The following is an 11,746-nucleotide window of genomic DNA, read 5'->3' as shown; positions in this document are numbered from 1 at the left end:
AGTTCGTTCACCGGGACGCCTCCGACGGCTCGTACCGGTAACCGACGCCCCACACGGTGACGATGCGGCGCGGCTGCGCCGGGTGGTCCTCGATCTTCTCCCGCAGCCGCCGGACGTGGACGGTGACTGTGGACTGGTCGCCGAACCGCCAGCCCCACACGCGGTCCAGCAGCTCGGCCCGCGACCAGGCGCGTCCCGGGTTCGCCAGCAGGAACGCGAGCAGGTCGAACTCCCGTACGGTCAGCGACAGCGGCTGCCCGCCGCGCTCGGCGACGCGCCGGTCGGTGTCCGCGGTGAGGTCGCCGTCGCGCAGCACCCCTGTCGGTCCCCGGTCCTGCGGGGCCGCGCGCCGCAGCACCGACCGGATGCGCAGCACGAGTTCACGGGGCGAGAACGGCTTGGTCACGTAGTCGTCCGCGCCGACCTCCAGCCCGGCGACCCGGTCGGCCTCGTCCCCGAGCGCGGTGAGCATGACGACGGGCAGGCCGGGCAGCCTGCGACGCAGCCGCCGGCACACCTCGATGCCGTCGAGACCCGGCATCATCAGGTCGAGGACCACCAGGTCGGGCGGCTCCTCCTCGGCCGTGGCGAGCGCGTCCGGCCCGTCGAAGGACAACCGGACCCGGCAGCCGTCCTGTTCGAGGTAGCGCCGGACGACGTCGCTCACCGTCCGGTCGTCGTCGACGACGAGCACGTAGCGCCCCATGGGCCAGACGCTACCCATCGGCGTCCCGGTGCGGCGGCCCGCGGTCGACCTGTAAGCGGACGGAAAGATCTTTCCGCCGGCTACGCGCCTACCGTCGGAGCATGGGCAGAAGACGTGTGGTGTTGTCGGTGCTGGCCGTCGTGGCCGTCACCGGCCTCGGGGTGAGCCTGTACCTGTTCCAGCCGTGGCGGCTGGTGACCGACCGCGAGGTACGCGAGACGCTGCCCACTGTGGCGGAGCCCTCACCGGCGCCGGCCGGCACGACCGGCTCGTCGCCGACCGGCGCGGCGCCCGCCGACGTGGTGCTCGCCGCCGGTGACTTCGTCACCCACGAGCACGACACGTCCGGCCGGGCGCAGCTCGTCCGTCTCGCCGACGGCCGCCGTCAGCTGCTCCTGCGCGGACTGGACACCTCCGACGGGCCGGACCTGCGGGTGTGGCTCACCGACCGGAAGGTGCTGCCCGGCCGGGCCGGCTGGCAGGTGTTCGACGACGGCCGCTGGGTCGAGCTGGGCCGGCTCAAGGGCAACATCGGCGACCAGGCGTACGACATCCCGGCGTCGGTGGACCTGGACGGTCTGCGCAGCGCGTCGATCTGGTGCAAGCGGTTCGCGGTGTCGTTCGGCGCGGCGCCGCTGGCCGCGGCCGGGACGGGCTCGGCGCCGGCCTGACGCCTGTGCCGCCGGCCTCGGACGCTGGTCTACGCTGCGGGAAGCGCTGGTTCACCCGGTCGGCGACGGCCGGGTGTCGTAAGAGGGAACCCGGTGGGAATCCGGGACTGCCCCGCAGCGGTGAGTGGGAACGACAGCCGTCAACAGCACTGGGCCACCGGCCTGGGAAGCGACGGCCAGTAGGCGACCTCGTGTCACGCCCGCGAGTCCGAAGACCTGCCCGCGTCGCGCGTACCACCGGTGCGCGCCGCCGTCGACCTCGCGGGTGGGTCGGGCGGGTGACACGTCGTGCGCAGGGCCGTCGGCGTGTCCTCGACGTGCACACCCCGGCCGGTCGGCGGTCCGCTTCTGCGAGGACGGAACCGCACAGTGCCCGACACCATCACGCTCACCGGCCGACCACCGTCGGCCTCGCACCTGACCCTGTCGCAGATCATGGACCAGCACCACACCAACCTGATGGGCACGGTCCACGGCGGGCGCATCCTCAACCTGATCGACTCGGTCGCCGGTGTGGTCGCCGCCCGCCACTCCGACGGCCCGGCCGTCACCGCCGCCATCGACGAGACCGCGTTCCTGCGGGCGGTACGCGTGGGGGACGTGGTACACGTGGACGCCCGGATCACCTGGGCCGGCCGCAGCTCGATGGAGGTGGCGGTGAAGGTCAGCGCGGACCGGTGGGACCGCGCGGTGCCGCCGGTGGACGTGGCGACCGCGCACCTGGTGATGGTGGCGGTGGACGACGAGGGGCAGCCCCGGCCGGTGCCGCCGCTGCACGCCGAGACCGACGGCGACCGGCGGCGCTACCGGGAGGCGCAGATCCGGCGCGAACACCGGCTGGCGCTGCGCCGGGCGCTGCTCGACGGCGCCGGGGAGGGCTGAGCGGTGCTCGGACTGTCGGCGGCCACGCTCGCGGGTTACCTGGCCGCCATCGTGGTGCTCATGCTCACCCCGGGGCCGGACATGATGTTCGTGCTCGCGAACGCCACCCGGTACGGCCCACGGGCGGGCGCGGTGGCCGCGCTCGGGGTCGCCGCCGGGGAGGCGGTGCACGTCGCCGCCGTGGTGGCCGGGCTCGCCACGCTGATCGCCGCGTCCCCGGTGCTGTTCACCGCGATCCGGTGGGCCGGTGCGGCGTACCTCATCGTGCTGGGCCTGCGGGCGCTGCGCGGCACGGGCCGGCCCGGCGCACCGGCGGACCGGCCGGACGGGGGTGCCGGGCGGGCGTTCCGGCGCGGGCTGCTGACGAACCTGCTCAACCCGAAGATGATCCTGTTCAGTGTGGCGTTCCTGCCGCAGTTCGTCCGGCCCGAGGCGGGCCCGGTGGCGGCGCAGCTGGTGCTGCTCGGCGTGCTGTTCGTCGCGGTGCAGCTCGCCGTGGACCTGGCGCTCGGGGTGGGCGCCGGGCGGTTCGCCAGGCGGTGGGGCGACAGCCGCTGGTCACGGCGCGTCGACCGGCTCTGCGCTGTCGCCTTCGTCGCGCTCGGCGTCCGGCTGGCCGCCGGCTGAGACGCACCGGGGCGCGGTGCGGGCGTCGGCTGGTCGGCGGTCGGCAATGCCCGGGCCGGTTGATCGACTCCATCACGCCGAGGTGGCGGCATCAGAAGTGCTCCGACCCCGCCACCTCGGCGAACTGGCGATGATCATGAGGCCGGTCCCGGTTCGGCTCCGCCGGCGTCCCGGACGCGGGCGGCCGCTCGCGGTCCAGGTGCAGGCGCAGCAGCACCCAGCCCAGCGACACGGCGCCGATGAACACGTACGCGGGCTGGGTGCCGAACGTGTCCCAGCAGGTGTGCAGCGTGACGGCGGCGGCGAAGGTGAGCAGGAACGCCGCCAGCTTCCGGCCGCCGGGCGCGGCGGCGAACGTGAACAGCGCGGCGGCGGTCAGCCCGGTCCAGGCCAGGTGCGCGGCGGGCGCGGTGAGACCGCGTACCAGCAGCGTCCGCTCGACCGCGCCGAGGTTGCCCTCCGACCCGACGAACGCGGCGAACGCGTAGCCCATGGTCTCCAGCGCGGCGAACCCGGCGCCGGAGGCCACGCCGATCACCAGGCCCTGCGCCGGGGACGGGTGCCGCCGCCACAGCAGCAGGATGCCGGCCGGCACGATCAGTTTGGCGGTCTCCTCGGCCAGGCCGACGAGCGCCATCGGCAGGACGCCGAGGCGGTGCAGGGCGCCGTACTCCAGCCAGCCGGCGGCGACCACGCCGACCACGCCGCCGAGGAGCGCGGCGACGCCGACGACGGAGCCGGGGACCGGGCGGCGGGCCGGCCGTCCCTGGGCGAAGGCCAGGAACGTGGCGGGCGCGACGCACGCGCCGAGCACGATCAGCGCCGGGACGAACGTGACGGTCCCGGTGCCGGCGAGTGTCTCCAGCACCAGCAGGTGAAGCCCGACGCCGACGAGCAGGACCGCCACCCACGCCCAGCGGCGTCCGGTATTCCCCATACCGCCGAGTATCGCGCCCGCCGGCTCGCGCCGGAATCGGGGGTAGGCACTGTGGACAGTGAGATCATTCCGACACGCCGACACGACATCTGGTGTTGCACGCAAGCCCTCACCGCCATATATGGTGGTGCCGCAGCTGGTTCGGCCGAGCCCTTCGGGGCGGGCCGAGGCAAGAGGGAACCCGGTGGGAATCCGGGACTGCCCCGCAGCGGTGAGTGGGAACGACAGCCGTCAACAGCACTGGGCCACCGGCCTGGGAAGCGACGGCCGGTAGGCGACCGGCGACCCCGGTCGGGCCCGCGAGTCCGAAGACCTGCCAGCGCGCCGTACGCCTCCGCGTACGGCGGCCGGAGGTCGCGCGGGACGACCGACGCCAGCAGCCGGGCCGGCCGTGCGCCGCGCCCGTTGGCGTCTCCCGCCGTCTCCAGACGGTGACAGCGAGGAGAGGTCATGACTGTCGTGCAGGAGAGTCCCCCGTCCGGAACCGGCGGGTCCGAGACCCGCCGGCCGGCGATGCGGGTACGCAAGCGGGACGGCGACACCGAGCCGGTGGACGTCGGCAAGATCGTCCGGGCGGTCGAGCGCTGGGTCGCCGACCTGGACGAGGTGGACCCGCTGCGGGTGGCCACGAAGACGATAAGCGGGCTCTACGACGGGGCGACCACCGCCGAGCTGGACCGGTTGTCGATCCAGACCGCGGCGGAGCTGATCGGCGAGGAGCCGCAGTACTCGAAGCTGGCGGCGCGGTTGCTCGCCGCGTACGTGGACAAGGAGGTCCGCGGACAGGGCGTGGCGAGCTTCAGCCAGTCGATCGCCTACGCGCACGGGCTGGGACTGATCGGCGACGAGACGGCCGGGTTCGTGGCCCGGCACGCCCGCAAGCTCGACGACGCCGTGGACCCGGACGGCGACCTGCGGTTCGAGTACTTCGGACTGCGCACGGTGGCCGACCGCTACCTGCTGCGGCACCCGCAGTCGCGGCTGGTGGTGGAGACGCCGCAGTACTGGCTGCTGCGGGTGGCCTGCGGGCTGTCCCGCACCCCGGGCGAGGCGGTCGGCTTCTACCGGCTGATGTCCAGCCTGGCGTACCTGCCCAGCTCCCCCACGCTGTTCAACTCCGGCACCCGGCACACCCAGATGTCGTCGTGCTTCCTGGTCGACTCGCCGCGCGACGAGCTGGACTCGATCTACGAGCGGTACCACCAGGTGGCGAAGCTGTCGAAGTTCTCCGGCGGCATCGGCATCTCCTGGTCGCGGGTACGCGGCCGGGGCGCGCTGATCCGGGGCACCAACGGGCGCTCCAACGGCATCGTGCCGTTCCTCAAGACGCTCGACGCCGGGGTGGCCGCGGTCAACCAGGGCGGCCGGCGCAAGGGCGCGGCCTGCGTCTACCTGGAGCCGTGGCACCCGGACGTGGAGGAGTTCCTGGAGCTGCGGGACAACACCGGCGAGGAGTCGCGGCGTACGCACAACCTCAACCTGGCCAACTGGATCCCGGACGAGTTCATGCGCCGGGTCGAGGCCGACGGCGAGTGGTCGCTGGTCGACCCGTCGGACGCCCCGGAACTGCCCGACCTGTACGGCGAGGCGTTCGACGCCGCGTACCGGGCGGCGGAGAAGAACGCGGTCCGCACGGTCCGGGCGCGGGACCTGTACGGGCGGATGATGCGCACGCTCGCGCAGACCGGCAACGGCTGGATGACGTTCAAGGACGCCGCGAACCGGCTGTCCAACCAGACCGGCGAGCCGGGCAACGTGATCCACCTGTCCAACCTGTGCACCGAGATCCTGGAGGTCAACGACGACGCCGAGACGGCGGTGTGCAACCTCGGCTCGGTGAACCTCGGCGCCCACGTCACCGCCGACGGCGTGGACTGGGAGCGGCTGCGCGCCACGGTCCGCACCGCCGTGGTGTTCCTCGACCGGGTGATCGACATCAACTACTACCCGGCCGAGCAGGCGGCGGCGTCGAACCCGCGCTGGCGGCCGGTCGGGCTCGGGCTGATGGGGTTGCAGGACGCGTTCTTCACGCTGCGCCTGCCGTTCGACTCGGCGCAGGCCAAGGAGCTGTCCACCCGCGTGCAGGAGGAGATCCTGCTGACCGCGCTGGAGACCTCCGCCGGGCTGGCCGAGCGGTTCGGGCCGCATCCGGCGTACCCGCAGACCCGGGCCGCGAAGGGTGACCTGCACCCGGACCTGTGGGGCGCGGAGCCGGCGCAGGCCGGACGGTGGGCGGCGCTGCGCGAGCGGATCGCCGTCCACGGGCTGCGCAACTCACTGCTGGTGGCGATCGCGCCGACCGCCACCATCGCCTCCATCGCCGGCTGCTACGAGTGCGTGGAGCCGCAGGTGTCCAACCTGTTCAAGCGCGAGACCATGTCCGGGGAGTTCCTCCAGGTCAACACGTACCTGGTGCGGGAGCTGAAGGCGCGCGGCCTGTGGACACCGCAGGTCCGCGACCGGATCAAGCGGGCCGAGGGCTCGGTGCAGGACATCACCGAGCTGCCCGCGCCGGTGCGGGAGCTGTTCCGCACCGCCTGGGAGCTGCCGCAGCGGGCGCTGATCGACCTGGCCGCCGCGCGGGCGCCCTTCATCGACCAGTCCCAGTCGCTGAACCTGTTCCTGAGCGCGCCGACCATCGGCAAGCTGTCCTCGATGTACCTGTACGCCTGGAAGGCCGGGCTGAAGACCACCTACTACCTGCGTTCCCGTCCCGCCACCCGCATCCAGCAGGCCACCGTCGCGCCGGTGCTCGCCCCGGTCTCCGGCGTGGTCTCCGCCGTGAGCGACGACGAGGCGCTGGCCTGTTCCCTGGAGAACCCCGAGAGCTGCGAGGCATGCCAGTGACCACCACCGCACCGACCCGGCACATGCTGCTCGACCCCGGCATGGACCTGACCCTGCGGCCGATGCGCTACCCGCGCTTCTTCGACCGGTTCAAGGACGCGATCAAGAACACCTGGACGGTCGAGGAGGTGGACCTGCACTCGGACCTCGCCGACCTGGCGAAGCTGTCCCCGGCCGAGCGGCACCTGGTGTCGCGGCTGGTGGCGTTCTTCGCCACCGGCGACACCATCGTCGCCAACAACCTGGTGCTCAACCTCTACCAGCACGTCAACTCCCCGGAGGGCCGGCTCTACCTGTCCCGGCAGCTGTTCGAGGAGGCGGTGCACGTCCAGTTCTACCTGAACCTGCTCGACACGTACGTGCCGGACGAGAAGGAACGGTTCGCCGCGTTCGACGCGGTGGAGAACATCCCGTCGATCGCCCGCAAGGCCGAGTTCTGCTTCCGGTGGATCGACTCGATCTTCGAGCTGCGCGAGCTGCGGACCCGCGCGGACCGGCGGGCGTTCCTGCTCAACCTGATCTGCTTCGCCGCGTGCATCGAGGGCCTGTTCTTCTACGGCGCGTTCGCCTACGTCTACTTCCTGCGCTCCCGGGGACTGCTCAACGGGCTGGCCTCCGGCACCAACTGGGTGTTCCGGGACGAGTCGATGCACATGGCGTTCGCCTTCGACGTGGTGGAGACCGTACGCGCCGAGGAGCCGGACCTGTTCGACGACGAGATGGAGCGGCAGGTGAAGGAGATGCTGGCCGAGGCGGTGGAGTGCGAGGTGAGCTTCGCCGAGGACCTGCTGGGGCAGGGCGTGCCCGGGATGTCACTGGCCGACATGCGCGAATACCTCCAGCATGTGGCCGACCGGCGCCTCGCAGTGCTCGGCATCGCCCCCATGTACGGCAGCGGCAACCCGTTCGCGTTCATGGAGTTGCAGGACGTGCAGGAGCTGTCCAACTTCTTCGAGCGCCGGGTGTCGGCGTACCAGGTCGGGGTGACCGGCTCGGTCACATTCGACGACGACTTCTGAGCGCCGCCCCCGCCCCGGCCGTCACGGCCGGGGCGGGACCGGGCTCTCGCCGGGCAGCGCCGTCGCCCGGACCCGCCCGATCAGCGCCACCACGGCGACCGCCATCACGGCCACCACCACGAACGCGCTGCGCAGGTCCAGGGCGCCGGCGAGCAGGCCGATCACCGGCGCCGCGAGCAACGCGCCCGGCCACTGGCCCATCGCCACCACCGAGACGCCCTCACCCGAGGTGAGGCCGGGCTGCTCGCCGGCGAAGCCGAGCACCGTCGGGGTCACGCACGCCAGGCCGAAGCCGAGCAGTCCGAAGCCGGCCATCACCGCGGCCGGATGGGGGTACGCCACCGGCAGCGCCACGCCGGCGGTGGCGACGAGCGCGGACAGCCGGACGAAGCGGATCCGTCCGAACCGGCCGGCCAGCCGGTCGCCGAACAGCCGGGCGACGGTGGCGGCCAGCGACAGGCAGGTGTACGTGGCCGCGGCGAGCACCGCGGCAGCGCCCGCGACCTCGGTCGCGTACAGCGCGCTCCACTGTGCGCCGGCCATCTCGATGAACGAGGCGAGGAACGCGATCACCGCGAGCAGCAGCAACTGCGGGGTGAACCGGTCGCGCAGCCGCCGCCGGTCCTCGCCGTCCTTCGTCTCCTGCCGGGGCGTGTCAGGCAGCCAGCGGTGCGTACCGACCAGCAGCGCTCCCAGCAGGACGCTGGTGACAGCCATCTGCGCCGACGGGGACATCCCGATCGCCGCGGCGCCGGTGCCGCACAGGCCACCGGCCAGCATGCCGATGCTGAAGCCGGCGTGGAAGGTGGACAGGATGGGCCGCCCGTAGCGCTTCTGCACCTCGACCGACTGGGCGTTCATCGGCGTGGCCAGCAGGTTCGCCGCGAAGCCCCAGACCGCCAGCCCGCCGACAAGCGCCACCACTGTGGTGGACGCGGCCAGCAGCGGCGCGTTGACCAGGATCAGCGCCGCCCCGGCCAGCGCCAGCCGGCGGGTGTTGATCCGGCTGATCAGCACCGCCACCACGACCAGGGAGACCAGCTCCCCGGCGTTCGTGGCGATGTTGGCCAGGCCCCAGCCGGTGTTGCCGACGCCTACCGCGTCCCGCACCTCCGGCACGCGGGCCGACCACCCGCCGATGGCCAGGCCCATGATGACGAAGAGCAGCGCCACCGACCAGCGGGCCCGTACGGCCGAGCGTGGCACCGGCGGCGCGGGCTGCTCCGTCGTGTGCTGGTTCGTCGAGGTGTCCGTCATGGTCGTCGTACCTCTCTCCGATCGGTCCGTCGGAACTCCTACCCGATCGCGTGGTCGAGGAAGCACGCACCGTCAGGAAGGTGTACCTCCGCCGGGGTGGTCCCGGGGTCGGTGACGAGCGCCGAGACCACCGCGACGTAGTCGTCGATGAGCCCGCGGACGAGGTCGTCGCCGAAGACACCCCGGTTGCGGATCACCACGCCGCCGGCCCGGTCGTCGTCCACCACGACGATCGGTGAGCCCCGCTTGACCCAGACGGGCAGGCATTCGGGCGGCACGTCGGCGGCGACCACCGGCGGCGGTGTGCCGGGCGCGGGCCGGGCGGTGATGTCGACCGGCTCCACCCGCAGCCCCGGGCAGTGCAGCACCGGCGACGCCGACGCGGCGGACTGGAACCAGGCGTCGAACAGGTGGTTGTCCGGCCAGGGGCGGATCGCCGCGAAGTCGGGGCGGACCGCCCGGGCCAGCCGGTGGAACGCGGTGGCGTGCGCGACGGCCTCGGCCAGCGAGGCGTGCGCGGCGTCTACCACCGCGCTCATCGGCGCGTCCGCCGCGACCGCGACGGGCAGGTAGACGTTGTTGGTGAACTGGCCGACGAGTTGCCGCGACAGCGGGCTCTCCCGGCCCAGCGTGGTGGTGCCCAGCACCACCCGGGGCCGGCCGGCCCGCCGCGACAGCAGCACCAGGTAGGCGGCGAGCAGCAGCACGTACGGGCTGGTGCGGGCCCGCCGGGCGGCCGGGCGCAGCCGCGCGGTGACCTCGGGCGGGAACGCGAAGCGGGTGGCCACCTCCGCGCTGAGCGCGACGTCCGGCGCCGGTGGCGACGCCGGGAACAACTGGTACGGCTCCACCGGCCGCAGCCGGTCCCGCCAGTACGCGGCCCGGGCGGCGGCGTCGACGCCGTTCCCGGCCTGCTCCGCCTCCTGGAGCGCGGCGAGTGCGGTGTGGTCCACGCCCAGCGGCGGCTGCGGATCGGCCGCGCCGAGCCGGGCCGCGTACGCGTGGCACAGGTCCTCCACCACGACGCGGCACGACCAGCCGTCGGAGACCATGTGGAAGAAGCAGAGCGCGAGCACGTGCTCGGTCTCGGAGAGCCGGACCAGGGCGGCCCGCCACAGCGGCGCCCGGCCGGGGTCGAACTCGTCGTTGCGGTGCGCGTACGCGATCCGCTCGACGCGGGCCTGCTGCTCAGCCGGCGGCAGGCCGGACAGGTCGACGTACTCCAGCGGCGACTCCACGTGCGGCAGGATCCGCACCTCGGGCTCCACTCCGATGCGGTCGAACCGCATCCGCAGCGCGTCGTGCCGGTCCACCACGTCCTGCATCGCCTGCCGCAGCACGTCGACCCGCAGGGTGCCCCGCAGCCGGCGGAACTCCACCACCACGAGCCGGGCGGCACCGGGACGGGCCGGGTCGAGCGCGGTCATGAACTCCCACATCATCTGCTGGCCGGGGGCCAGCGGAAACGTCGTCGGCACTGCGACTCCCCCCGTCAGGCCGCCACCGGCGGCGCGGCCACCGGCGGGACCGGTCGCCGGTCCACCTCGTCCGGCCGGCGGTCCGCCCCGTCCGGCCGGTAGTCCGTCCCGTCCGGCTGGCAGTCCGTCCCGTCCGGCTGGTAATCCGCCTCGTCCGGCTGGTAGTCCGCCTCGTCCGGCGCGCGGAAGCCGGTGAAGAGCAGGTCGGGGCGGCCGAGCCGGAGCGAGGTGACGAACGCGGCCCCGTCGAACAGCGTCTCGATCGCCGCGCAGGCCATCGACTCGGCCACCGCGCGCGGTCCCCGGTCACCGCCGAGCCGGCCGGGTGTCTTCGCGGCGATCACGGCGGCCGCGACGGCCGGTACCGCGAGCAGACTGCGCCCTCCGCTGCGCCGGGCGGTGAGCAGCCCGGCCAGGGCGGTCACCGCGAGCGTGCTGGCGGTGTTGAGCACGAACCGGCGCCGGTGCGGGTGGGCGAGGCAGAGCCACTGCTCGGAGCGCCCGTACGTGGTGAACCGGTAGGCGACCGCGCGGAACGTGTCGGCGACGCCGGTGTCGTGGGTGATCACCCCGCCCGGGTCGGTGAGCAGCGCGTAGCCGGCGTCGGTGAGCAGCAGCCCGAGGTGCAGGTCCTCCCCGCCCAGCGGCATCGGGGAGTCCTCCGGGAATCCGCCGACCGCCTCGAAGACGGAGCGCTTCAGGGCCATGTTCGCCCCGGCGCCCCAGGACACGCGCTCGTAGTGCAGCGGCCGGGTCAGGTCGCCGAGCAGCAGGTGCGAGCGGCGCATCACGCGGAAGAACGCGCTGTCGCCGGGCTCGACGACCACCGGGCCGGTGACGCCGGCGACCTCCTCGCCGGAGGCGCGCAGCCGGGCCGCGTACCGGGTGATCAGATCGGCCGGCACCCGGCAGTCGGAGTCGGTGAACAGCAGCAGGTCGTAGCGGGCGTGCCGGACGCCCAGGTTCCGTTTGGCCCCGACGTGCCGGGGGCCGCGCACGTAGCGGGCGCCGTACTCGGCGCAGGCGGCGCGGTGCGCGGCGGCCGCGGCCGGCGCCGAGTCGTCGACGACCACCACCTCCACCGGCTCCGGGCAGTTCGGGGCGGCGTCGCGCAGGCTGCGGAGCTGGCGGCGCATCTCCGCCACCCGGTCCTTGACCGGGATGACGACGGAGACGCCACGCGCGACGGCGCGAGGTTCGGTCGGTTCGCCCACGGGCGATGCGGATCGGCTCATACCCCGAGGTTCGACCACCGGGATACAACACCGATACACGGCTCCGGCCGTCCCGGCTATCGCGTGTGTACCGCTGATGTATCGATG

General features: G+C 73.4%; 10 protein-coding genes and 2 riboswitches. Of the genes, 5 read left to right on the top strand and 5 right to left on the bottom strand.

Going from position 1 to position 11,746, the window contains the following annotated elements; translation table 11 throughout:
* Window positions 1-7: 7 nt before the first annotated feature.
* Entirely contained in the window at window positions 8-706 is a 699-nt protein-coding gene (locus MICAU_RS13120; RefSeq protein ID WP_041799004.1) for a response regulator transcription factor, read from the bottom strand.
* Window positions 707-807: 101 nt separating this feature from the next.
* Between MICAU_RS13120 and MICAU_RS13115 the strand changes: the two genes are divergently transcribed.
* From MICAU_RS13115 to MICAU_RS13105, 3 genes are all read left to right on the top strand, one after another.
* Window positions 808-1,377, top strand: a complete 570-nt coding sequence (locus MICAU_RS13115; RefSeq protein WP_013285793.1) for a DM13 domain-containing protein — start codon at window positions 808-810, stop codon at window positions 1,375-1,377.
* Between the two features lie 30 nt (window positions 1,378-1,407).
* Window positions 1,408-1,615: riboswitch (cobalamin riboswitch) on the top strand.
* A gap of 131 nt (window positions 1,616-1,746) precedes the next feature.
* Complete coding sequence (locus MICAU_RS13110) at window positions 1,747-2,259, top strand: acyl-CoA thioesterase (protein WP_013285792.1); 513 nt, start codon at window positions 1,747-1,749, stop codon at window positions 2,257-2,259.
* Between the two features lie 3 nt (window positions 2,260-2,262).
* Window positions 2,263-2,886: a LysE family translocator gene (locus MICAU_RS13105; protein ID WP_013285791.1), complete on the top strand. Its 624-nt coding sequence runs from the start codon at window positions 2,263-2,265 to the stop codon at window positions 2,884-2,886.
* Window positions 2,887-2,977: 91 nt separating this feature from the next.
* Here MICAU_RS13105 and MICAU_RS13100 read toward each other — a convergent pair whose 3' ends face one another.
* The gene (locus tag MICAU_RS13100; RefSeq protein ID WP_013285790.1) at window positions 2,978-3,823 is read right to left on the bottom strand and encodes a PrsW family glutamic-type intramembrane protease; all 846 of its coding nucleotides are present in this window, start codon (window positions 3,821-3,823) and stop codon (window positions 2,978-2,980) included.
* Between the two features lie 120 nt (window positions 3,824-3,943).
* Window positions 3,944-4,157, top strand: a riboswitch (cobalamin riboswitch).
* Window positions 4,158-4,273: 116 nt separating this feature from the next.
* Between MICAU_RS13100 and MICAU_RS13095 the strand changes: the two genes are divergently transcribed.
* Complete coding sequence (locus tag MICAU_RS13095) at window positions 4,274-6,670, top strand: ribonucleoside-diphosphate reductase subunit alpha (RefSeq protein ID WP_013285789.1); 2,397 nt, start codon at window positions 4,274-4,276, stop codon at window positions 6,668-6,670.
* Entirely contained in the window at window positions 6,661-7,689 is a 1,029-nt protein-coding gene (locus MICAU_RS13090; protein WP_013285788.1) for a ribonucleotide-diphosphate reductase subunit beta, read from the top strand. Before MICAU_RS13095 ends, MICAU_RS13090 begins: the two co-directional genes overlap by 10 nt.
* 21 nt (window positions 7,690-7,710) lie before the next feature.
* Here the strand turns inward: MICAU_RS13090 and MICAU_RS13085 are convergent, their stop codons facing one another.
* From MICAU_RS13085 to MICAU_RS13075, 3 genes are read right to left on the bottom strand one after another with little or no spacing between them, the layout of a single operon-like run.
* Window positions 7,711-8,946, bottom strand: coding sequence for an MFS transporter (locus MICAU_RS13085; protein ID WP_013285787.1), 1,236 nt, complete (start codon window positions 8,944-8,946; stop codon window positions 7,711-7,713).
* Between the two features lie 38 nt (window positions 8,947-8,984).
* Window positions 8,985-10,424, bottom strand: a complete 1,440-nt coding sequence (locus MICAU_RS13080) for a condensation domain-containing protein (protein ID WP_013285786.1) — start codon at window positions 10,422-10,424, stop codon at window positions 8,985-8,987.
* A 14-nt stretch (window positions 10,425-10,438) separates the two neighbouring features.
* Window positions 10,439-11,659, bottom strand: a complete 1,221-nt coding sequence (locus tag MICAU_RS13075) for a glycosyltransferase (RefSeq protein ID WP_013285785.1) — start codon at window positions 11,657-11,659, stop codon at window positions 10,439-10,441.
* Between the last annotated feature and the right edge of the window lie 87 nt (window positions 11,660-11,746).

Source organism: Micromonospora aurantiaca ATCC 27029, from assembly GCF_000145235.1.
Classification (GTDB): domain Bacteria; phylum Actinomycetota; class Actinomycetes; order Mycobacteriales; family Micromonosporaceae; genus Micromonospora; species Micromonospora aurantiaca.
The sequence above is the reverse complement of the archived record's forward strand: the minus strand, read 5'-3'. Positions and strand labels throughout refer to the sequence as shown.

Bases quoted from the DNA above. Each gene is read 5' to 3' on its own strand.
- MICAU_RS13075 (WP_013285785.1), bottom strand. From the start codon at position 11,659: ATGAGCCGATCCGCATCGCCCGTGGGCGAACCGACCGAACCTCGCGCC.
- MICAU_RS13120 (WP_041799004.1), bottom strand. From the start codon at position 706: ATGGGGCGCTACGTGCTCGTCGTCGACGACGACCGGACGGTGAGCGAC.
- MICAU_RS13100 (WP_013285790.1), bottom strand. From the start codon at position 3,823: ATGGGGAATACCGGACGCCGCTGGGCGTGGGTGGCGGTCCTGCTCGTC.
- MICAU_RS13115 (WP_013285793.1), top strand. From the start codon at position 808: ATGGGCAGAAGACGTGTGGTGTTGTCGGTGCTGGCCGTCGTGGCCGTC.
- MICAU_RS13095 (WP_013285789.1), top strand. From the start codon at position 4,274: ATGACTGTCGTGCAGGAGAGTCCCCCGTCCGGAACCGGCGGGTCCGAG.
- MICAU_RS13085 (WP_013285787.1), bottom strand. From the start codon at position 8,946: ATGACGGACACCTCGACGAACCAGCACACGACGGAGCAGCCCGCGCCG.
- MICAU_RS13090 (WP_013285788.1), top strand. From the start codon at position 6,661: ATGCCAGTGACCACCACCGCACCGACCCGGCACATGCTGCTCGACCCC.